This window comes from Ensifer sp. ENS10, assembly GCF_014852025.1.
Classification (GTDB): domain Bacteria; phylum Pseudomonadota; class Alphaproteobacteria; order Rhizobiales; family Rhizobiaceae; genus Ensifer.
This window is the reverse complement of the sequence record NZ_JACVAS010000018.1, coordinates 23,459-44,925: the sequence shown is the minus strand read 5'-3', so window position 1 is coordinate 44,925 and position 21,467 is coordinate 23,459. Positions and strand designations below refer to the sequence as shown.

Genomic DNA, 21,467 nt, shown 5'->3' with positions numbered 1-21,467 from the left:
AATCGCTACTGTTGTCCCTATTGTTCCACGTCGGCAATCTCTCCGTGTGTGGAGAGGTTTAGGCGAAGAAGAACTCGGACTTCATGACCTGTTGCAGATCGAGTGTTCCATCCTGTGGAAGCTCGGGCAGATCATCAGCGATGTCGGGGCATTGCATCAGGACCTCCTCGCGGAGAGCCTGTAGTGGTCGAGCCCGGTACATATCCACGAAGACCCTGCGCAGGACCGTGTTGAGGAAGGTCGTGTCACAGGCGTGGGTACCGTAGCTGTCATGGATCATCGCGAGGTTGGTGACCCCGGCCTCGGCGAGTTCGGCAGCGGTGAGGACCATGGCTGCTGCGTCCATGGAGTGTACGTAGTTGGGGCTGATGCTGGTCGACTGCTTTGAGCCATTGACCGTATCTGTCTCCTCATAATTGCTGAGCCTGACGATTGCGCCGTTGATGCGCGTCTTGATCAGTTTAAGCTTGACGTCGGGATAGAGCTGGTAGGCCACGAAGCCGGAAGGCGTCTGCCAGTGGAGGGGCTTGTTGGCCTTGGCGGATAGTCGGGCAGTCTTCTGGAGCCAGCCCATGGCGTCCTTGGCGGCAACCACAACATCTCCGATGCTCTCCCAGACGAGGCTGGATAGCCACGAGATTGCGCGTTTGAGTTCGTCACCAAAGTTGTGTTCCTTTCCACCTTTGATCTTCTCCATGACAGACTCCTCGATGTACTTGAGGCACGACCGGGGCGTTCCGCCGTAGGGCAGGACCATGACAGGACGCTTGGTGATCTTGCGGTCCATGCCAAAGGCCAGCCAGCCATAGGACCACCGAGAGAGTTCCTCCCGGGTCGGCCCTTTCTTTTTCTTCGCGTCCTCCTCGGTCGGCTCCTCCATTTCCACAAAGGCAACCTCTCCGATAGTGGAGACAATTAGGCGCAGTTTGTCCATCACTCGGTCGGCGACCGCTTGGTAGATGTCCTGCGGCTTGTCTGCCGGGATCAGGTTCACGGCGCGACCCCCGATGCTATCGAGGAGCATTGCGGAGAAGTGCTGCAGTCCATTGCAGGAGCCATCCTGCGCGATCGGGATGTGCGACAGGAACTCACGACCGTCGAGCTTCGACTGAAGCATCTCAGCCCACTCGAAGCAGAACGCGAGGAAGCACCATGGCTTATCGGCCTCGGTCCACCAGAGATCGTCGAGGGGTGTGAACGCGCAACGGACAATCCGGCTGGTGTTAGCGGTGACCCAATCCTCGCGCTCTTCGAACGAGACCTTGTCGACACCGAAGCAGTTCGCCCCGTGGATCGCGAGCCAGCGTTCCCCGTCTTCACCCAGAGGCTTGCCCTCGGCGAACCGGAGCAGCGCCTTGACGTTATCAGAGCCCTGAGGGTTCAGCACGAGCGGGACCGGGTAGGCCCGACCACGGAAGTCGAGGTTGTGCGGGAAGTAGATCGCTGCCTCATCCTTGAAGCGTTCCGCCAATTCGAGAAGACCGTGCTGGATCAGTCGATCCTGCCGTCGCCGGTAATTCGCCGCATGGGCGTCCCGGGCATCCCACTTCCACTGGCGCAGGGCCTCTGGGTTGGTGTCGATGTCAAACGGCTTGGACGGCATTTCGACATCCTTGAGCGGGACCGTCCCTGCGATGCCCGAGCCAGCCTTAATCAGCTCCTTCATCACGTCGAGGATCGAACGATTGATCTGCCAGGGCGTGTTCTGGATGGCGTTGATGCCCCGGAGGACCTTGGTCATGTCCGAGGCCAACAGGAGTTCCTTGTGCTCCTTACGGGCACGGCGCACGAGATCGAGCGGACGGACGGCATCCGAGTGGTAACCCCCACCTGTCAGCCCGGTCCATTTCTTGGGTGGAATGATGGTGGGCATGTAGTAGGGGAACATGAGTTCACCCCGGAGGAGGCTACTGTTGACCCAATCCGATGCCTTCTCGGTCAGGAAGACCTGATGCTGGTCCTTGTAGTGACCGGTGAAGGCCGTCTGGTTTAGGCTGAACTCGATCAGGCCGGTGGCGTTCGCGACGATCTCGACCATCTTCGAACCGAGGAGAACACAGTCGCTCCGGGTCCAGCGATCCCACGGGATGTTGTACTTGCCCATGGCGTAGATCAGGACCTTCCGCTTGTGCTGCTCGGTGGCCCCGTCTTGGGTCAGGTCTTTCTCCAACCGAGCGAACATCCCGGGGTTCAGGATCGCGAAGCGTTCGAACCGAGCTTCATTCTCCAGTGCTGACGCGATGTGGAGCGAGAGGTTAGTCAGGGGCGTGATGGTCTTCGACATCAGCCGACCGAGGCACGACTTGATCGCGATGAATGCAACCACGTCAGGGTTCATGTCGCGAACCAGCTTGGCGGCAACGGCCTTCGGCCCCGGGCGACCGGAGTAGACATCAGCCACGAACTGGCGGATCGCTTCCGATACCGTGTTGATGTCGCGCTTGATCAGCCATTGGACAGCTTTGGTCTCGCCACCGCGATCCTGTTCGATCTCCTTGTTGACGCGAGAGGCGAACCGCGCCGCGCCGAGGTTGCTCATGTCGATCTCCAGCTCGACCTGACGCTGAAATTCCTGGGGATGAACCCTCAATACATTCTCCTGCTGGTTGATGTTCCCTGTCTGAATACCTGCCGACCAAGTATTGTGTGAAAGCTCAAAGGGGAACCTTCATGGAAACCATCATCAAGTTCTTCTCGACCCCTCTTGTTGGGGTGGCTCTATCAATTATGGGGATTATAGGCGCCGTAGCGGTGCCTCTGCTGGACTACAAAATCAAGCACTTCAACAAGAGGCGCTACACCAAATACTTGATCGGAGAGCTTCGACTCATTCACAACACTCTCTTTCAGCGCCGCGACGCCTTCTTTGCCTACTTTATCTACCACGGGGTGGGCGTGGTGATCTTCACCATGAGCATAGTGTCATTGTGGACCATTGGAGTGATCCTTTCGATTTTGGGGACACAGAATCCTGACTCGATGACCACGGCACACACAATCGTGTTTTGGACGGTGAGCCTTTCGGCGATTATTCTCAGCTACGTCGATGGCAAAGCCATTACTCGGTTCAAAAAGCAAATGCAGATATTGAAGCACCCCAAGTTATATATTGAGGGTCTTCGGACAGAGGTGCTAACGGGCGCCAAGCGTTCGCTTCTCGATCCCGAAGAGATCGAAGAATACAAGCGGACGTTTACCCAACTATCTGAGGCTCTACCAAGGCTCCGTAAAATGGCATTTACTGCCGATCTCAAGACGGATGCCACTGAGAAGGCAGCGATTGAAACACCCGCATCACCAGAGAGCGTCCACCCTACGCAATGATCTGCCCTCCGTCCCAGACGGAGTAGTCTTCTTTGGCCGCTTCCGCGTCTTCCGCTCCCTGGTGGAAGCGACCTTATCGCCTTGGTATGCGGTAACAGATTTCACCATGATCACCACCCCCAGTCTTCGTTCGGCAGGTAGACCTGGACCTGCTGCCTGATCTCATTCAGCGGCCCCTTCGTCAGGGTTTCGACCGAGGCACGGAAGAAGAAGCGCCAGCCGTGGCCGGTCGCCGGGATCGCGCGGTGGTAGTCTCGGGCGCTGAACTCGTAGATTTCGCCCGACTGGAGCGTGGTGGTGTCGTCGCCGTCGTTGTCTTCGCCGAGCCAGTCGTTGATCAGCTCCGAGTGTTCACCCCACAGGTTCTTCTCGGGTCTCGCCTTTCTGGGGAGGTAGTCCGCGATGTTCGCCGTCAGGAACTCGGTCATGGACCCGGTGCCACTATCGACCACGCATAGGTAGTGACGGATGCCGGGGATGGCCGGGTGATCCAGCTCGGGCTGACCGTCAGCGCCACGCGGGACCGCATCGCAGTGCCAGCCGCCGATGGCTGGTATCCAACCGGGCTTCAGCATGTGAACGCGGGTGTCGATCACGACATGGTCGTCAGGGGCGAACTTGCCGCGCTGAGTGAGCTTGTCGAGGACCGTCCGTGTCAAGAAGCCGCCGTTGGCATAGGCGAACCGGGGATCAGCCGAGAACAACATGGGCTCGTTCTTGATCTGGTCTTCGCGGGGCGGGATGGCCTTGGTGGGGATACGGTGGAGCATGGGATTATCTTCCTACTGGTATTGTTTGTTCACGTCCTGTTCCGTATCCTCGTGGATCATGGCGATCTCGATAGACACCCTCGGCAAGGCCGCTCTTCAGAACATGTTCGTGGTGGTGGAGTGCCGCCGCTGTGGGAAACAGGCGACCTTCGCAGCGTCGGACCTGTGCCGGGTCTATGGGTTCGACCGCGATCCTCGAAAGCTGCGCTTCAAATGTGAGACCTGCGACACCTACGAGTGCCGGATCATGATGGCCTTCCCCGACTTCGACAGGAAACCGGAGAAGGTGATCTGGAGACCGGTGACGGTGAAGGGTTAGTTCGTCGGGACCGCTGCCGGGTTCGGCGTCGGGACCGGGACCGTGGCCGGAACCTGCGGCAGCACCTCGTCCTTCTTCTCGGTGATGTCCTCGACAATGTCAGAGGCGAACCAGCCCATCATGAAGGCCGGGAGGAACGACGACATCCCGCCACCGGACTGATTGACCACGACGTTGCTCGGCGCGGGGCTGTTGTAGGTCGGGCGATAGCGGGGGGTGTAGATGCTGGCCGGTTTCTTGATCGGCGGGACCGTGGCGAGCTTCGACGAGGGCGTGGACGGGGCCGTCACCGTGGTGGTCGTTGTGGTGGTCTTCGTCTTCGGCGTCGAGGAGAACCAGCCACCGCTCTTGGTGGTCGTCGTGGTCGTGGTCGAGCGGGAGTAGCTGCGGCTGCTGAACGAGGACGAGGAGCGGAAGCCACCGCCACGGAAACCACCCTTGGCCTCGGCGATTGGGGCGAATGCCAGCACAGCAGCGACGGACGAAACGAGAACGAGCGAAAGCTTCTTCATGGGTATTTCCTTTGTTGTCACAGGAGGATTGTCACAGGGGAGGGTTTGTCACCAAAATCCCTGCCTGAGTGGAGCGGTTTGGAGAAATAAAAGAAACCCGGGCGTTCCGGGCTTATTTCTCAGGGGTTTGGGAGATAGTTGCCGCAGTGGATGGGATGCAGAGGGGATTTTAAGTCTCTTGCGTCTACCAGTTTCGCCACGCCCGCTTTGCCCCCTAGATCAAACACTCAAGGGGAACAGTCAAGTGCATCAGACAGGTGAAAGGTGGATTGCCGCTCAGGCGCTCTGTTGCTTAGGCTTCAGAAAGTAGAAGACGACAGCTGCGATGAGCGCGGCGATGCCGCAGAGGATGAACATTTCGAAATAGGGGCGGCCCGAATTGAATGAGTAGATGGCAGGAGCCACGAACGCCAAGACGACCAAGCCCGCCAGACGGGACGAAAGCACGCTGAGAGCGGAGACCTTGCGCAGCAGCCACCCGATCAGCGTGCCGAGCAGCAGCATTGAAATTGTTGCACCGAATATTTGTGCCATTGTCACTCCCCCCTGACGAAATCGCGATGGTATATCGCGCTGATTCGGAGTGCGGTGGATAGGGAGTACAACCGCTGATTTCGTTCGACGCGCTAGCGCGGATGCGGTCGCGATAGCCTCCGACGCCTCGCCAACAGCCTTTTGGTGGTGTGGCCCCAGGAGGGCAATTAGCCCGCGTGCCTAGAGCGGCAAGCGTTCAAGGATCGGCGGCAATCCGCCGAGATCGTCGATCTCGCGAAATCTCCGATGGTTCTCCGGCTTGTCGTGATGCTCGAATGCCCAAGTCAGTGCATGTGGGACGTAAACACCCCAGCTTCCCGCATCGAGGGCCGGAACGATGTCGGATTTCAGAGAGTTGCCGACCATCAGGCTTTTCAGCGGCCCGTCGCCATGGCGCTTGAAGAGGCGTTCGTAGGTGCTCGCATTCTTGTCGCTGACGATCTCGACGGCGTCGAAATAATCGCCAAGGCCGGAGGCCGCGAGCTTGCGCTCCTGGTCGAAGAGATCGCCTTTCGTGATCATGACAAGGCGGAAGGTGCCGTGAAGGGCACTGAGTGTTTCTTGGACATGGGGCAGGGGTTCGACCGGATGGACAAGCATGTCGCGGCCGGCCGCCAGGATTTCGGCGATCACGGATGAGGGGACTTTCCCATCCGTCACGTCCACCGCGGTCTCGACCATCGACAGAACGAAGCCTTTGATGCCGAAACCGTAGAGAGCGAGATTGCGTTTCTCCGCGGCAAGCAGCCGTTCGGACAGATGCTCGGTGTCGGTGTGGGGGCTCAGAAGTTCGGCGAAGCGTGCCTCGGTCAGGCGAAAGAACTGTTCGTTCTGCCAAAGCGTATCGTCGGCATCGAAACCAACAGTCGTTATTGCATGGGGCATGATCTTACGGTCCGGCAATCTTGAAGGGCTGGTCGACGCTAGCGGTCTTGCCGCTGTTGACGTCATTGAAATGGAAGCGCAGCACGTAGTCGCCGGCCGGCGCGCCGGAAACATCGATGGTCAGCGTCGAATAGATTTCCTGGTTCCTGAGGTAACCGGTGAAGGTGAAGTCGCCGAAGGCCTTCTGGCCGGCGAGAACGTCACCCTTCGGATTGAGGATATCGAAGTCGACGGTGAAATGGCTCTCGAGCTTGCCCTTCTCTGCCGCATCCTTCCAGGAGAGGCCGATCGGCTCGATGTAGGAGATCAGCGACTCTCCCTCCTTGAAGACCGAGCCGTCTCGCGGCTGGTACATCGCATAACCAGTCGGCTGCTTGGAGACGAAGATCGCCTTGCCGATCGCGAAGGGCAGCGTTTGCGAAAAGTCGCTCATCGCCTTGAGAAGCAGGTCTCGCGCCTTTGCCGCATCGCCCGAAGCGGCAAGTTTCTCCGCCTGCGCCGCCGCGTCGGTGAGCGGTCCGGCGTGGGCGATGGAGTGTCCGGATAGTGTCGTGGCGGCGCTCAGCGTCGCCAGAAGAAGAATATGTTTCACCATGACGTTCCCCCATCGCCGGATGACACCGACTTTCGGCATCTGCCGCATCAAGTCAAGACGATAGGGCTGGCCGGCCAATGGTCAATGCTTCCAGAACACCGGCGTCAGGATCACGAGCACGGTCAGCACTTCCAGACGGCCGAGAAGCATCATCAGCGACAGCAGATAGAGCTCGGGATCGCCGAGCGTCGAGAAGTTGCCGGCCGGCCCGATGATGGGGCCAAGCCCGGGACCGACATTCGAAAGGCAGGTGATGACCGCCGATGTCGCCGTGACCAGGTCGTAGCCGAGCGCACCCATGGCGAGGCTGCCGAAGACCCAGAGCAGGATATAGGTGATGAAGAACAGGAAGATGGCCCGCTGCGTGTCGGCATCGACGGTGCTGTTGCCGTAGCGCACGGCGTAGATCGCATTGGGATAGACGAGCTTGTTGAGCCCTGAGCGGATCGCGTTGAAGAGCACGATGAACCGATAGGCCTTGATGCCGCCGGCGGTCGATCCGGAACAACCGCCCATGAAGGTCGCGATGAAGGCGGCCATGACGACGAAGGGCCCCCAGAGGCTGTAGTCCTGGCTGGCATAGCCGCTCGTCGAGAGGATCGAGGTGATGTTGAAGAAGGAATGCGCCAGCGCCAGGTGAAATTCGACGCCATTCGCCAGGCGGTGATAGACCGCCACTGCGACCGAAAAGGCAGAGAGATAGCCGAGAAAGACGATGATCTGCGGATCGCGCAGCGCGTCAAGCCGGCCGCGCGCCACCAGCACGATCAGGATCGAGAACGGCAGGCTGCAAAGCGCCATGAAGAAGGTCGCCGTCCAGAGCAGTGGAATGCTGCCGAAATAGGCGAAGGATGCATCATGGGTGGAAAAGCCGCCGGTGGCGACGGTCGACATCGCGTGGTTGATGGCGTCGAAGCGGTTCATGCCGGTCAGGAAGTAGCCGATGGTGCAGAGGAGCGTGATGACGACATAGACGATCAGGAACGCGCGGCTGAAGCTGGCGAGGCGTGCAAACGGCTTGTCGCTGGTATCGGAGGATTCCATCTTGAAGAAGGACATGCCGCCGACCCTGAGATAGGGGATGATGAAGAGGCCGAGCACGACGATGCCGATGCCGCCGAGCCAGCAGAGCAGCGAGCGCCAGACGAGCAGTCCGGGCGGCGCGTCGTCGAGCCCGACGATGACGGTGCCTCCGGTCGTGGTGATAGCCGATACGGACTCAAACAGCGCCTGGGCAAAATCGAGGTCAAGTGACGACAGCCAGAGCGGGATCGCGCCGACCACCGAAAACACGGCCCACAGCAGGTTGACAAGGACGAAGCCGAACTTCTTGGAGAAGGGCGGTGGCCCCGTGCGGGTCGCCATGAAGGTCGCAAGCGACAACCCGCCGACCATAAAGGCCGAAGCGGCGAAGATCTGCCAATCGGGATGGCCGTAGTAGAGATCAACCATCGCCGGCACCAGCATCGCGCATGCGAGATAGATGCCGAGGATTGCCGCGATGTGCACAGCATGCCGGATCAGAGTTGCGTTCAAGCGTTCAATTTCCCGGAAAGCGTTGCGGACGTCCCGGCCTAACGGGATGCAGTCGCATTGTTCACGGCAGTCCGATTCGAGTCAAAGCGATGGCTTCGGGCGTTGCAATGTGCAATAGCCACAGCCACTAGAGCGCCGTGCGTTCAGATGAACGCACTAAGGACGCTCTAGCATTTTGATTCTAGAGCATCTGTCCGCCTCAAGTGATTCCACTTGAGAGCGGGATGCTCTAGCCAACTCAACGGAAGACCGCACGCGATGAAGCAGGATGTTGAAGCCGCAACCGAAGCCTTGCGGGAGATCTTCCCGCCGACGCCGCTGCAGCTCAACGAGCACTTGAGCGCGCGCTACGGCGCCAACATCTACCTCAAGCGCGAAGACCTGTCGCCCGTTCGCTCCTACAAGATCCGCGGCGCTTTCAATTTCTTCCGCAAGGCGCTTGGCGCCGGCGCCTCCGGCAAGACATTCGTCTGCGCCTCGGCCGGCAACCACGCCCAGGGCTTTGCCTTTGTCTGCCGTCATTTCGGCGTGCCGGGCGTCGTTTTCATGCCGGTGACGACGCCGCAGCAGAAGATCGACAAGACCCGCATGTTTGGCGGCGAATTCATCACCATCCGCCTCGTCGGCGATATCTTCGACCAGTGCTACAAGGCGGCGCGCGATCACGTCGAAGCGATCGGCGGCGTCATGGTGCCACCTTTCGATCATGCCGATATCATCGAAGGCCAGGCAAGCGTTGCCGCCGAAATTTCCTGGCAGCTGCCTGACGGTGTCACGCCTGATCTCGTTGTCCTGCCCGTTGGCGGCGGCGGCCTTGCTGCCGGTGTGACGGGTTATTTCAAGGACGTGGTTGAAGCGGATCATTTCATCTTCTGCGAACCCGTCGGTGCCCCCAGCCTGCGCGAAAGCCTCGAAACCGGCAGCGTCGTGACCCTCGATCAGGTCGACAATTTCGTTGACGGTGCCGCCGTCGGACGGATTGGCGACCTCAATTTTGCAGCGCTTCGGCGCTTTTCCGCCGATCAGGTGATGCTTCTAGCGGAGAATGCAATCTGCCTGACGATCGTCGACATGCTGAATGTCGAAGGTGTGGTGCTGGAGCCGGCAGGGGCGCTTTCGGTTGCAGCCCTGGACGTACTCGGCCCCAAGAAACTGGCGGGCAAGACGGTGGTTGCCGTCGTCTCCGGGGGCAATTTCGATTTCGATCGTCTGCCCGACGTCAAAGAGCGGGCGATGCGCCATGCCGGGCTCAAGAAGTACTTCATTCTGCGCATGGCGCAACGGCCCGGCGCGCTTCGCGACTTCCTCAATCTGCTCGGCGACGAGGACGACATCTCGCGCTTCGAATACCTGAAGAAATCGGCGCGCAACTTCGGCTCCATTCTGATCGGCATCGAGACCAAACACGCCGAGAACTTCCCGGTCTTGAAGGCTCGCTTCGACGCCGCGGGGCTTCGCTACCAGGACATCACCGAGAACGAAATCCTCTCCAATCTCATCATTTAAACGGATCAGGGCGCTGCGGTTGATTATCGGCACTTAGGCTTTGACAGTGTCGGCCGCGGCGTCTAAGTCTTGGGCATGGCATCGTTTTTCTCGAAATTGTTCGGCCGTTCGGGCTCTTCTGAAAACCAGACGCAGGCTGCGCCTGGAAAGACCGAGGTCTATGCCGAATGCACCATCCGCGCGACGCCCATGCGTGAAGGCTCGCAGTTTCGTCTGGCTGGAAGCATCGAGAAGGCCTCGGCGGATGGCGGCACCAAGACCCGCAGCTTCATCCGCGCCGATCTCTTCACCTCGGAGCAGGACGCGATCGATGCCGCTCTGCGCAAGGGACGCCAGATCATCGACCAGACCGGCCCGTCGCTGTTTTCCGACGACGCCCAGTCGCGTCAGGTTTGATCAGACGCCGCCTGCAACGTAGCTAAATTGTCTCAGATGGTTAGCGGGCATTCTTAATGTCTCGTGCTAATTTTCATCGGTCTGCGTACGGATCACCGGACCAGCTAAATCTGCATCGTCCGCTCAAAATGATAGGCCGCCACAAGCAGGGCGGCCCGACCCTGGTTCGCCTGAAGCTCAGAGCTTGATCCGGAAGCGGGCAAAGCCTTCGGCGGAGTCACCGGCATCTTCGATCGTCACGCCCTTCACCTGTGCCAGGAACTGCCGGGCCTTCGGGCCGCTGTCGAAGGTCACGGTCGTATTGGCGAGTGGCACGAAGGTCCAGTTGGCGTCGGCAGATGGGTTGATCGTGCCCTGATCGATGATGTAGCGCACCACGACGTCGCGGTTGGTGTCGGGGGCTACGAACACCACTTTGTCGGCGGCGATGTCGGGGAAATTGCCGCCGCCGCCGGCCCGGTAGTTGTTGGTCGCAACCACGAATTTCTGCGCTGCGTCAATCGGTTGCCCGTTGAACTGCAGGTTCTTGATACGGTTCGACGACGCATTGATCGTGTTGCCGTCCTTGTCGAACTTCGGCGGCACGGAAAGGTCGATCTGATAGGTGACGCCGTCGATGACGTCGAAATTATAGGACGGGAAACCGCCGTTGATCAGCGGCGCGTCCGAGGCGCCAGGTTTGACTTCGTTGAAGATGCCGGCAGACATTTCCAGCCAGTTGCGCACCTGGTCGCCGGTTATGACGACGGCCTGCACCGTATTCGGATAGAGATAGAGGTCGGCGACGTTCTTGATCGCGATGTCGCCGGCGGGGACGTCGGTGTAGTAGTCCGCGCCGCCACGGCCGCCGGCCTTGAAGGGGGCCGCTGCCGACAGCACCGGCAGGTCGCGGTACTCGGTCTCCTTCAACATGTCCTTGATGTACCAGGTCTGCGCCTGGCTGACGATCTGCACGGACGGGTCGTCGGCGACCAGGGCGAAGTAGGAATAGAGCGGCGCACTGGTCTTGCCGACAGGCGTGCGCACATAGGCGAGTGTTGCCTCGTGGTCCTTCTTCGCGGCGGCCAGCACCTCCGGCTTGTCGGTGACCTCGGCGATCACCTTCTTTTCTTCGCGACGGTAGATCGGCCGCGCCTCGCTCGTTGAACTGACGACACGCCAGGCGCCACCCTCCCGTTCGATCAGCAGGTCGATCAGGCCGAGATGCGAGCCCCAGAAACCACCCATGACGCCGGGCTTGCCGGAGATCAGGCCCTTCGTGTTGTCGACCCCCGCGATGCCGTCGAACTTCGGCCCGGGGAAATCGAGGTGGCTGTGGCCGGTGACGATCGCATCGATGCCTGCGATGGCGGCAAGGGGAACGGACGCGTTTTCGAGGTTCTCCGCATAGGCCTGCTGGCCGATGCCGGAATGGGAGAGGGCGACGACGATGTCGACGCCTTCCTCGCGCATCTGTGGCACCCAGGCTTCGGCGGCCTTGACGATGTCGCGGGCACTGGCCTTGCCTTCGAGGTTCTTGGCATCCCAGGTCATGATCTGTGGTGGAACGAAGCCGATGAGGCCGATGCGAACCTGATGTTCCGCGCCGGAGCCGTCTTTCACTTTTCGGTCGAGAATGACGTAAGGCTTGAGAAACAGCTCATCCTGACGTCCGTTGGCGGCAAGTGCGCCCTTCGTCAGGTTGGCGCAGACCAGCGGGAAGTTCGCGCCGTCCAGGACCTTGAACATGAAGTCCAGGCCATAGTTGAATTCGTGGTTGCCAAGCGTGCCGCAATCATAGCCGAGCACGTTCATGGCGGCGATGACAGGGTGGATATCGCCGTCCTTCATGCCGCGCTGATAGGCAATGTAGTCGCCCATCGGGTTGCCCTGGAGGAAGTCGCCATTGTCGACCAGGATGGAGTTTGTCGCTTCGGCTCGGATGGCGTCGATGATCGAGGCGGTGCGCGCAAGGCCGACCGTATCGTTGGGCTTGTCGCCGTAATAGTCGTAGGGAAAGACGTGCACGTGCAGGTCCGTCGTTTCCATGATTCTGAGATGCGCCTGGTTGGCGGCGGCGCGGACTGAGAAGGGGTGCAGCATGACAAGCGCCGAAGAAGCCGCGGCCCCCGCGAGAAGCGAACGGCGCGTAAGGTGGAGCGGGGATGTCATCGATGGCATGCGGTCCTCCATTTATCAAGGATCCCGGTTTTTCCGAGACGAGTGCAATCCGGAGTTTTGTTCGCGGCTGCGCGAACCATGGTGGGTTGGCGGCGACTATGCCGGAAAGGCGACATTTTCGAAAGCGGCAGATTTTCGCATTCTGGCGGCTGACAGCCGCGGGTTCCGCTAAAGTTTTCTTCAAACTTCCTGTTTAACCGTGCTTCGGGAAACGGAACTTTTTCAAGCACATGCCAAACGCCAACCTTCTTCTCTTCGTCGGCGAGGCGCTGGTCTACGTTACGGCGATGATCGGGTTGCTGCATCTTCGCGCCCGTTTGGGGCTTGGCGTCTTCGTCGCCGCACTCGGCGTCATGCACTTCATCGAGACCTATCTCGCCGCAGTCTTCTATGTGCAATTGCCGTTCGGCGTGATCTCGCCAGGCTCTGCTGTGCTTTTCTCCGGCAAGTTGATGATGATCCTGCTGCTCTATGTGAAGGAAGACGCGGCAACCGTTCGCCAGCCGATCTACGGGCTGCTCGCCGGCAACTTCCTGACGGTGGCACTGAGCCTTCTGTTGCGCCAGCACGACACCGTAGCGATCGTGGCGGAGCGGTCCGCCGACCTCGCCTTCATCGATGAGATGGGCTGGCTGATGGTCTGGGGCACGACCATCCTCTATTTCGATTCGCTGATGATCATTCTGCTTTACGAGCGGCTGGGCCGGTGGTTGCGGCGCTTCGTGACGCTCCGATTTCTCATCTGCGGCGTTGTCGTGCTGACATTCGATCAGGCTGCTTTCTATGCGGCACTTCGCTGGTGGAACGGTGCACCCTTCGAGGTCTTCTGGGGTGGTTGGATGGCGAAGATGCTGGCAGCACCCTTCTATGCGATCGCGATCGGACTTTATCTCAATGCCTCGCGCCATCCGTTCCTGGCGATGTCGGACCGGCCGCTTGGCGATATCTTCAATGCATTGACGTTCCGCGAACGCTACGAGGACCTGCTGTCACGGTCCGGTCAGGATACGCTGACGGGTTCGCTCGATCGCAGCCGGTTCGAGATCGAAGCGCCGGCAATGCTGCGCGCGGCGAGTGCCGACAATGCGGCCGTCACCTTGATGATCATCGACGTCGACCATTTCAAGGGCGTCAACGACCGCTTCGGCCACCAGGAGGGCGACCGCGTCCTGCAGCGGCTGGTCGAGACGGTGAAGTCGAAGTTGCGTCCGGTCGACCGACTGTTTCGATATGGTGGCGAGGAGTTCGTGATCCTTTGCCCGGCAATGGCCCATGGCGATGCTTTGCGGCGCGCGGACGAGATTCGCGTTGCCGTGTCGGATCGCGTCTCGACCCCGGACGGACGGCCGGTGACCGCAAGCATCGGTCTATCGTCGACGCCGGACGACGGGGCGGCGATCGAGAACCTGCTGTCGGAGGCAGATCTTCGGCTCTACGCCGCCAAGGGACGGGGCCGCGACTGCGTCGTCGGCCGTTAGGCTGCATTCATTCCTTCAAATGCCGACATTCGGCCGGTCGATCACTTCCCGCAGCGAGAAGCTGGAATTGATCTTGACCACATGGGGCAGCGCCGAGAGCCAGTCGCGGTGGATGCGCTCGTAGTCCTGTAGGTCCTTGGCGGCGACCCTCAGGATGTAGTCGTACTCGCCTGACATCAGGTAGCAGACGAGTACGTTCGGACAGAGCTTCACCGCCGCTTCGAACTCGGCGAGTGTCTTGGCGAACTGGCCCGACAGCGAAATATGGACGATCACCATGATCTGGTAGTCGAGCGCCTTATGGGCGATGCGGGCATGATAGCCGGCGATCGTTCCTGATTTTTCCAGGATGTCGACTCGTCGCGAACAGGCGGACGGAGAGAGCCCGACCTTCGCCGCAAGGTCGGCATTCGAGATGCGGCCGTTCTGCTGGAGAATGCGCAGAATCGCATGATCGATGGCATCGAGTTCGCTCATTCGTTTTTTCCCTCAATCATGCGTCACTTCACGCAATCTTCTTCGAAATCAATGCGCCCCGGGTTTCGTCTTTGCAAGGACATTCGATTCACGGCGTGTTTTGCTGAATGCCTCGTCAAAAGTGGCGAAAAGCCCATAACAGGAGAGGAACGCGAGGATGCGTGTCGGTTGCCCGAAGGAAATCAAAAACCATGAATATAGAGTCGGCCTGACGCCCGGCTCGGTGCGTGAATATGTTGCCCATGGCCACGAGGTGATCGTGGAAACCAAGGCCGGGGCAGGGATCGGCGCGGATGACGATGCTTACCGTGCCGCTGGCGCGAAGATTGTCGCGACGGCAAAGGAAGTGTTCGAAAAGTCGGACATGATCGTCAAGGTCAAGGAGCCGCAGCCCTCCGAATGGGTGCAGCTCCGCGAAGGCCAGATTCTCTACACCTACCTGCATCTTGCGCCCGATCCGGAACAGACCAAGGGTCTGCTCAATTCCGGCGTCACGGCGATCGCCTATGAAACCGTCACCGACGATCGCGGCGGCCTGCCGCTGCTTGCGCCGATGTCCGAGGTTGCCGGACGCCTGGCCATCCAGGCGGGCGCCACGTCGCTGCAGAAGGCCAATGGCGGCCGCGGTATCCTGCTCGGCGGCGTGCCGGGTGTACTGCCGGCGAAGGTGGCCGTCATCGGTGGCGGCGTCGTCGGCCTGCATGCGGCGCGCATGGCGGCCGGGCTTGGCGCCGACGTCTCCATTATCGATCGCTCGATCCCGCGCCTGCGCCAACTCGACGATCTCTTCGCCGGCCGCGTGCACACACGCTACTCGACCATCGACGCACTGGAAGAGGAAGTCTTCTCCGCCGATCTGGTAATCGGGGCAGTGCTCATTCCGGGTGCTGCGGCGCCGAAGCTCGTGACCCGCGAAATGCTGACCGGCATGAAGAAGGGGGCCGTCATCGTTGACGTCGCGATCGACCAGGGCGGCTGCTTCGAGACGTCCCACGCGACGACGCATTCCGACCCGACCTACGAGGTCGATGGCATCGTGCATTATTGCGTGGCGAACATGCCGGGCGCCGTGCCGGTGACCTCTGCGCATGCGCTCAACAACGCCACGCTGCACTACGGCCTGCAGCTCGCGGATAAGGGCCTGAAGGCGATTGCCGAGGATCGGCATCTGCGTGCCGGCCTCAACGTTCATCGCGGACGCGTCACCAACGCGCCGGTGGCCGAAGCGCTCGGTTATGATGCCTTTGCGCCCGAGGCGGTGCTGAGCGTCGCCTGACGGAACGATGCTTTCGGCCCGGCATCAATGCCGGGCCGAATTTGGTGGTCAGGTCAGCTCGATCCGGCACTGGTAACAATTGTTCTTGGCCGAACGCACATGCACGGAGGAAACGTCCGGTCGGGCCAGCAGTTCTTCCGCTCGCGCCTGTAACTGCTCCGCCGGAACGACACCGCCGGTCCCGTAGACGATCCGTTCGTTCTCGCCATAACCGCGCAGCAGATAACTGACACTCGAAGCCAAGATCGGCGGAAGCGTATCGCCGTCATGCGCCGGACATTCCTCGGCGTGCATGAACACAGGGCCGGTCTCCGCATAGGGCTGCAACGACGAAAACGGCCGCAGGGCGAAGATCAGATAGGGCTCGCCGGCTGCGACATTGCGCAGGCAGTACCGACAGGGCACGCCATCACCATCGGATATCTCTCGCTCCGGCCGGTTGCCATAGGCATCCGGCCCGCCCTCGCGGATCCGCCGCGCTTCGTCGTCGGACATCGGAATGTAGCGCAACGTCATGGCGCATCTCCTTGATCGGTTTGATTGTTCGATCAGGAGATTGCACCGGTCGCGATCCATTCGACACCCGGAACTTGCCGGGCGAAATGTGTCAGAGATTTTTCGCCAGGGTCAGCAGTTCATCGTCGGTCAAAGGTTCGACCGTGGTCTCACGGGTGGCGACCGGCGAGAAGCCGAATTGCTGGTAAAGCTGCAGTGCGCGGGGGTGATCCAGATTGTTGGTCGTTACCGTCAGCTTGCTCGGGTTCAGCGCCCAGGCGGCAAACAGCGTCTGGAGCAGGAACCACTTGCCGAGGCCAAGCCCGAGCGCATGTTCCATCAGTCCGAAATGGACGAGCACGACGACGTCGTCCTCGTCCTGGTGCAGCTCGAAGAAACCGGCCGGCGCGCCGTTCACATAGAGCACCGTGACACTCGTGCGCTTGTCGCCGAGCACGGCGGCGAGTTCCTCGTCGTTCATCCGCAGCCGCTCGGTCCAGTGCCAGCGGCGGCCGACACGCAGGTACAAGAAGCGATAGTAGCTGAGCGGAATGTCGGAGACGCGCAGGATGGCGGTCTGGATATTGACGGGCATCGGCAGGCTCTGCTTCGGCGGCGCCGTCATCTCGAGTTCGGTTACATGTGCTGTCAGGGAGGCGAGCTTCGGCGAACGCATGATATCACTCTCGACCGGTTACGATCATCGTGTCTGCGCGACCACCCCACTCCGACCAGGAACCGTCATAGAGCGTGTTGTCCGTGTGGCCGAGCGATTGCAGCGCCAGCGTGATGATGGCGGCGGTGACACCGGAGCCGCAGGTCGTAACGACAGGTTTGGAAAGATCGACGCCGGCGTCGGCGAAGGTTTGGCGAAGCGTCGCGAGATCCTTGAACTTTCCGTTTTCCGAGAAAGTACCGGAGGGAAGGCTGTGCGCGCCGGGCATATGGCCCGAGCGCATGCCGGCACGCGGCTCCGGCTCCTCGCCATAGAAACGTCCGGCACCGCGGGCATCGGCGATCTGGATCGAGCCATCCGCAACGATTTCCGTCATCCGCGCGAAGGAGGTCACGGCCGCCGGGGTGAAATTGACGTTGAACGTCGCCGGCTTGGGTGAGGGTACCTCGGTGCTGACGGGGCGCCCCTCCGTGTTCCAGCCGTCCATGCCGCCGTCGAGCACGTAGACGTTCTTGGCGCCCATGATGCGCAGCATCCACCACACGCGCGGAGCGGTCATGATGCCGGGACCGTCGTAGACGACGATCGTGTCCTTTTCGCTGACGCCCAGCGCACCAACCGCCGAGGCAAAGGCTTCAGGCGAGGGCAGGGTGTGGGGCAGGCCACTCGTGTGGTCGGCAATAACGTCCTGATCGAAGAAGACGGCACCGGGAATATGCCCGGCATCGTATTCCGTCTTCGGGTTGCGGTTCTGAGCCGGCAGATACCAGGCGGCGTCGAGGATCCGGATCGAGGGATCGCCGAGGCGCTCCTGCAGCCAATCGGCCGATACGACAAAGGCGCTTTTGTTGTTGGTCACAGTCGCAACTCCCTACTCAAACTGATGCGCGATCTTCGGGCATGCCGAAGCGGATACGGAACCGACGGTTCTCCTTACCCTTTTTCTCGATCTTGGCGATGTGGACGGCACCCACTTCCTGCGTTTCCGACACATGGGTACCGCCACAGGGCTGGCTGTCGATCGCCGAGTTTTCGCCGATGCAAACGAGGCTGACGCGCCCAAGGCCAACAGGCGGGCGCACATTCTTCGATTTGACGATGCCGGGATTGGCGACGAGTTGCTCGTCGGTGATCCACTGGACGTAGACAGGATGGTTTTCTTCGACGAGCTTCATCAGCGCAGTGGTGACGTCGTCCCTGTCGATCGTCTCGCTCATGTCGAAATCGACACGGCTCTCGTCTTCGCCGACCGAGGCTCCGGTAATCGGGAAGGGGCAGACGACCGAGAGCAGATGGCAGGCGGTGTGCATGCGCATCAAGCGATAGCGGCGGGGCCAGTCGATATGCAGAACGAGTTTCTCGCCAACGGCGGGTGCCGGCTGCCCTTCGGCCGGCACATGGACGATGATGTCCTTGGTTTCGCCGTGACGGGCGACCGCGATGTCGATCTGGCTGCCATCGGCCCGCTCCAGAAAGCCGGTGTCGCCGGGCTGGCCGCCGGAGGTTGCGTAGAAGCAGGTTTGATCCAGTTCGATCCCGCCATCTTCCAGAATTCCGGTGACGCTTGCTTCGCAGGTCGAGAGGTAGAAATCGTCTCGGAAAAGGGCGGTCACGGTCCTGGTCATCGCATTCCTATCCAACTGATTCGTATGGCACCGCAATGTGGGAAGACGTCTTCAACCAGGTCGGCACCGGCAGCCCCTTGGAGGCCAGGAAGTCCGGATTGAAGAGCTTCGACTGATAGCGGTTACCATAGTCGCAGAGGATCGTCACGATCGTATGTCCCGGGCCGAGCTCCCTGGCGAGACGAACGGCACCGGCGATGTTGATGCCCGTCGAACCGCCGACGCAAATGCCTTCGCGCTCGATCAGGTCGAAGACATAGGGGACCGCTTCCGAATCGGGAATCTGGTAGGAGAAATCCGGCGTGAAGCCCTCGAGATTGGCGGTGATGCGGCCCTGGCCGATGCCCTCGGTGATCGAGCTGCCCTCGGACTTCAGTTCGCCGTTGGTATAGAAGTTGTAGAGTGCCGCCCCTTGCGGATCCGCAAGGCCGATCTTGATCGCCGGGTTCTTCGCCTTCAGCCCCTGTGCAACGCCGGCGAGCGTGCCGCCGGAGCCGACGGCGCAGATGAAGCCATCGACCTTGCCGTCCGTGTCGCGCCAGATCTCCGGCGCCGTGGTTTCCACATGCGCGTCACGGTTGGCGACGTTGTCGAACTGGTTGGCCCAGATGGCGCCGTTCGGCTCGGTCTTCGCCAGTTGCTCGGCGAGCCGGCCGGAGATCTTCACGTAGTTGTTGGGGTTCTTGTAGGGAACGGCCGGCACTTCGACGAGCTCGGCGCCAAGCAGCCGCAAGGCGTCCTTCTTTTCCTGGCTCTGGGTTTCCGGAATGACGATGACGGTGCGATAGCCAAGTGCCTGGCCGACCAGCGCCAGCCCGATGCCGGTGTTGCCGGCCGTGCCTTCGACGATGACCCCGCCCGGGCGCAACTGTCCGCTCCGTTCCGCTTGCCGGATGATCCAGAGTGCGGCGCGGTCTTTCACCGATTGCCCCGGATTGAGGAACTCGGCCTTGCCGAGGATGTCGCAGCCCGTGGCCTCCGACACGGCCTTCAGCCGAATCAAGGGTGTGTTGCCGATCGCTTCGAGGACGGACGGTAGGATGGCCATTTTCAGAACCTCGTGTTTGAGGACAGGCGCCGGGGCAGGGCGACACGTACCAGGGAAATACGAACGGCGGCTGACGAAAATCAACAACGATCCCGGACCGCCGAAATGTTGGCGTGTTTTCGGCTCAGCCTGCACTTCAGGCAAGAAATAGCGTTTCGCCGCCGCTCTGTCCCGAACAAAAATCGTCTCCAAGGCATGTGGGGCTCAGCGACAAGGAGCGTTGCCGCGATGAAGGGCCGGGCAAGTCTTTTTCGCCCACAAGGAGATGCGTGCGTGTTTCCCGGCGCGTGCCGAGGAGTGAGTGATGAGTATTCAGTCTGCGAAATCCGAACATAAACTGGCTTGGGTTACCGGCGCGAGCGCGGGTATCGGGCGGGCGCTGGCGCTCAAGTTGGTGCGCGAAGGCTATTCGGTGGTCGTCACCGCCAGAAGTCACGAGAAGCTGGTGGACCTGCAGCATGAGGCGGCGGGTGACGGAAGGATCACGGTTCTCGACGGCGACGTCACCGACCCAAAGGACATGGAGCGCGTGTTGGCTGCGATCGAGTACGATCATGGCCATCTGTCATTGGTGATCCTCAATGCCGGAGTGGCCGTCCCGGTGCGAGGCGATGATCTCCATCGCGAAGCCTTCGAGAAGAGTTTCGCAGTCAATCTCAATGGGGTGGTCAACTGCCTGCTGCCGGCCGTCGCGCATATGAAGGCGCAGGGCTTCGGCCACATCGCCATCGTGTCTTCCGTCGCCGGCTATGGCGGATTGCCCACCAGCGCCGCCTACGGTGCCTCCAAGGCGGCGCTGATCAATATGGCCGAAAGCCTGAAGTTTGATCTCGATCGGATCGGCATCCGCCTGCAGATCATCTGCCCCGGCTTTGTCGATACGCCCGGCACCGCACGAATCCGCTTTCCGCGCCCGGCTCTCGTCAGCTCCGAACAGGCGGCGGATCGCATCATCGCGGGTTTGAAGTCCCGACGCTTCGAAATCACCTTTCCGCGGCATTTCACCTATGCGGTGAAGCTCATGCGTCTGCTGCCCTATAGCCTCTATTTCGCTCTTGTCAGGCGGCTGACGGGTGTCGTGACCGAGGCAAGAGAAGCGAAGAAGCACGCCGGCTCCGGCGAGCGTCGGCGTCAGGCCGTGTGAAGCACCAGCACGGCGCCGAAGATGAGGCCAAGCCCGACCCAGCCGATCGGCTTCAGTTTCTGTCCGAAGAGCAGCCGTCCGCAGATGGCCGTTCCGAAGATCCCGGTCGCGCCAAGCACGGCATAGGCGATAGCGAGTTCCATGCCCTTGATCGCCTCGGCAAGCAGCGCGAAGGCGGCAAGCACCAGCAGGATGGAGAGGGCGCCCCAGCCGCGGCGGGCAAACCCTTCCGATTTCGTCGAGGCGAGGTTGGCGGCGACATCGAGGATGCCTGCCATCACGGCCAAGGCGAAGTAGATGCTAGGCGCGCTCATTGGCTGCACCTTCCACCGCGGCTTCGTCCTCGTCGTGGCGCTCGCCGGCATTGACGAGCAATATGCCGACGATCGCCATCGAAAGCCCCAGCATTTCGCGTCCGGTCAACACATGGCCGAAGACGAAGACGGAAACCAGCGTGATGATTGCGACGCCAGAACCTTCCCATATCGCATAGGCGACACCAACGGAGATCGTCTTCACGGCCTTGGCCAGGAAGACGTAGGAAAGCGCGATCGAGACATACATGACGATGTGGCCGAGATAAGAGCCGCTCGAAGAGGCGGCTTTCATCACCGTCAGGCCCACCACTTCGGTCGCGATGGCGAGCGCGAGGAAAAACCATGCAAGGCGCATGCGGAACCTTCAAAAGAGAATTGGAACGACCGCCTCTTA

The 21,467-nt window shown here is 60.8% G+C and carries 23 protein-coding genes; 7 read left to right on the top strand and 16 right to left on the bottom strand.

Annotated features, from left to right (window positions below; all coding sequences use genetic code 11):
* Positions 1-58: 58 nt before the first annotated feature.
* Positions 59-2,539 (bottom strand): DNA-directed RNA polymerase, encoded by a 2,481-nt coding sequence (locus IB265_RS34655; RefSeq protein WP_192496025.1) that lies wholly within the window; start codon positions 2,537-2,539, stop codon positions 59-61.
* A 131-nt stretch (positions 2,540-2,670) separates the two neighbouring features.
* Between IB265_RS34655 and IB265_RS34650 the strand changes: the two genes are divergently transcribed.
* Positions 2,671-3,324 carry a hypothetical protein gene (locus IB265_RS34650; RefSeq protein WP_192496024.1) on the top strand — a complete coding sequence of 218 codons (654 nt, stop codon included), beginning with the start codon at positions 2,671-2,673 and terminating at the stop codon, positions 3,322-3,324.
* Between the two features lie 110 nt (positions 3,325-3,434).
* On the opposite strand, the gene IB265_RS34645 is transcribed toward IB265_RS34650, so the two are convergent.
* Complete coding sequence (locus tag IB265_RS34645; protein ID WP_192496023.1) at positions 3,435-4,094, bottom strand: hypothetical protein; 660 nt, start codon at positions 4,092-4,094, stop codon at positions 3,435-3,437.
* 58 nt (positions 4,095-4,152) lie between these two features.
* Here IB265_RS34645 and IB265_RS34640 point away from each other — a divergent pair, with 58 nt between their 5' ends.
* Complete coding sequence (locus IB265_RS34640) at positions 4,153-4,413, top strand: hypothetical protein (protein WP_113554139.1); 261 nt, start codon at positions 4,153-4,155, stop codon at positions 4,411-4,413.
* Here the strand turns inward: IB265_RS34640 and IB265_RS34635 are convergent.
* From IB265_RS34635 to IB265_RS34615, 5 genes are all read right to left on the bottom strand, one after another.
* Complete coding sequence (locus tag IB265_RS34635; RefSeq protein WP_192496022.1) at positions 4,410-4,925, bottom strand: hypothetical protein; 516 nt, start codon at positions 4,923-4,925, stop codon at positions 4,410-4,412. The genes IB265_RS34640 and IB265_RS34635 overlap by 4 nt on opposite strands.
* A 276-nt stretch (positions 4,926-5,201) precedes the next feature.
* Complete coding sequence (locus tag IB265_RS34630) at positions 5,202-5,459, bottom strand: hypothetical protein (protein ID WP_156414768.1); 258 nt, start codon at positions 5,457-5,459, stop codon at positions 5,202-5,204.
* Between the two features lie 180 nt (positions 5,460-5,639).
* Positions 5,640-6,344, bottom strand: a complete 705-nt coding sequence (locus IB265_RS34625; protein ID WP_057256088.1) for an HAD family hydrolase — start codon at positions 6,342-6,344, stop codon at positions 5,640-5,642.
* A gap of 4 nt (positions 6,345-6,348) precedes the next feature.
* Positions 6,349-6,939: a hypothetical protein gene (locus IB265_RS34620; protein ID WP_057256090.1), complete on the bottom strand. Its 591-nt coding sequence runs from the start codon at positions 6,937-6,939 to the stop codon at positions 6,349-6,351.
* Positions 6,940-7,020: 81 nt separating this feature from the next.
* Complete coding sequence (locus IB265_RS34615) at positions 7,021-8,475, bottom strand: TrkH family potassium uptake protein (RefSeq protein WP_192496021.1); 1,455 nt, start codon at positions 8,473-8,475, stop codon at positions 7,021-7,023.
* 258 nt (positions 8,476-8,733) lie between these two features.
* Between IB265_RS34615 and ilvA the strand changes: the two genes are divergently transcribed.
* Positions 8,734-9,981: a threonine ammonia-lyase gene (gene ilvA, locus IB265_RS34610; protein ID WP_057255966.1), complete on the top strand. Its 1,248-nt coding sequence runs from the start codon at positions 8,734-8,736 to the stop codon at positions 9,979-9,981.
* 75 nt (positions 9,982-10,056) lie between these two features.
* Positions 10,057-10,377 carry an HlyU family transcriptional regulator gene (locus IB265_RS34605; RefSeq protein ID WP_057255968.1) on the top strand — a complete coding sequence of 107 codons (321 nt, stop codon included), beginning with the start codon at positions 10,057-10,059 and terminating at the stop codon, positions 10,375-10,377.
* Positions 10,378-10,554: 177 nt separating this feature from the next.
* On the opposite strand, the gene IB265_RS34600 is transcribed toward IB265_RS34605, so the two are convergent.
* Positions 10,555-12,528: a bifunctional 2',3'-cyclic-nucleotide 2'-phosphodiesterase/3'-nucleotidase gene (locus IB265_RS34600; RefSeq protein ID WP_192496077.1), complete on the bottom strand. Its 1,974-nt coding sequence runs from the start codon at positions 12,526-12,528 to the stop codon at positions 10,555-10,557.
* A 239-nt stretch (positions 12,529-12,767) separates the two neighbouring features.
* Here IB265_RS34600 and IB265_RS34595 point away from each other — a divergent pair, with 239 nt between their 5' ends.
* On the top strand, positions 12,768-14,015 hold the full coding sequence (locus IB265_RS34595; RefSeq protein WP_057255970.1) for a diguanylate cyclase: 1,248 nt from the start codon (positions 12,768-12,770) through the stop codon (positions 14,013-14,015).
* A gap of 15 nt (positions 14,016-14,030) precedes the next feature.
* On the opposite strand, the gene IB265_RS34590 is transcribed toward IB265_RS34595, so the two are convergent.
* Complete coding sequence (locus tag IB265_RS34590) at positions 14,031-14,492, bottom strand: Lrp/AsnC family transcriptional regulator (RefSeq protein WP_057255972.1); 462 nt, start codon at positions 14,490-14,492, stop codon at positions 14,031-14,033.
* Positions 14,493-14,649: 157 nt separating this feature from the next.
* Here IB265_RS34590 and ald point away from each other — a divergent pair, with 157 nt between their 5' ends.
* Positions 14,650-15,768 carry an alanine dehydrogenase gene (ald, locus tag IB265_RS34585; protein WP_057255974.1) on the top strand — a complete coding sequence of 373 codons (1,119 nt, stop codon included), beginning with the start codon at positions 14,650-14,652 and terminating at the stop codon, positions 15,766-15,768.
* A gap of 48 nt (positions 15,769-15,816) precedes the next feature.
* Here the strand turns inward: ald and IB265_RS34580 are convergent, their stop codons facing one another.
* The 5 genes from IB265_RS34580 to IB265_RS34565 all read right to left on the bottom strand — a co-directional run bounded on the left by IB265_RS34580 (position 15,817) and on the right by IB265_RS34565 (position 19,612).
* The gene (locus IB265_RS34580) at positions 15,817-16,284 is read right to left on the bottom strand and encodes a DUF1203 domain-containing protein (protein ID WP_057255977.1); all 468 of its coding nucleotides are present in this window, start codon (positions 16,282-16,284) and stop codon (positions 15,817-15,819) included.
* A 91-nt stretch (positions 16,285-16,375) separates the two neighbouring features.
* Complete coding sequence (locus IB265_RS37150; protein WP_057255979.1) at positions 16,376-16,939, bottom strand: GNAT family N-acetyltransferase; 564 nt, start codon at positions 16,937-16,939, stop codon at positions 16,376-16,378.
* A gap of 4 nt (positions 16,940-16,943) precedes the next feature.
* Positions 16,944-17,798, bottom strand: a complete 855-nt coding sequence (sseA, locus tag IB265_RS37145) for a 3-mercaptopyruvate sulfurtransferase (RefSeq protein WP_057255981.1) — start codon at positions 17,796-17,798, stop codon at positions 16,944-16,946.
* A 16-nt stretch (positions 17,799-17,814) separates the two neighbouring features.
* Positions 17,815-18,564, bottom strand: a complete 750-nt coding sequence (locus tag IB265_RS34570) for an alanyl-tRNA editing protein (protein ID WP_057255983.1) — start codon at positions 18,562-18,564, stop codon at positions 17,815-17,817.
* Between the two features lie 7 nt (positions 18,565-18,571).
* Positions 18,572-19,612: a cysteine synthase A gene (locus IB265_RS34565; protein WP_057255987.1), complete on the bottom strand. Its 1,041-nt coding sequence runs from the start codon at positions 19,610-19,612 to the stop codon at positions 18,572-18,574.
* Between the two features lie 304 nt (positions 19,613-19,916).
* Between IB265_RS34565 and IB265_RS34560 the strand changes: the two genes are divergently transcribed.
* Positions 19,917-20,756 (top strand): SDR family oxidoreductase, encoded by an 840-nt coding sequence (locus IB265_RS34560; RefSeq protein ID WP_057255990.1) that lies wholly within the window; start codon positions 19,917-19,919, stop codon positions 20,754-20,756.
* On the opposite strand, the gene IB265_RS34555 is transcribed toward IB265_RS34560, so the two are convergent.
* Positions 20,744-21,070, bottom strand: coding sequence for an SMR family transporter (locus tag IB265_RS34555; protein ID WP_057255992.1), 327 nt, complete (start codon positions 21,068-21,070; stop codon positions 20,744-20,746). The genes IB265_RS34560 and IB265_RS34555 overlap by 13 nt on opposite strands.
* Positions 21,057-21,428 (bottom strand): SMR family transporter, encoded by a 372-nt coding sequence (locus tag IB265_RS34550; protein ID WP_057255994.1) that lies wholly within the window; start codon positions 21,426-21,428, stop codon positions 21,057-21,059. The genes IB265_RS34555 and IB265_RS34550 overlap by 14 nt, the downstream gene beginning before the upstream one ends.
* Positions 21,429-21,467 lie beyond the last annotated feature (39 nt).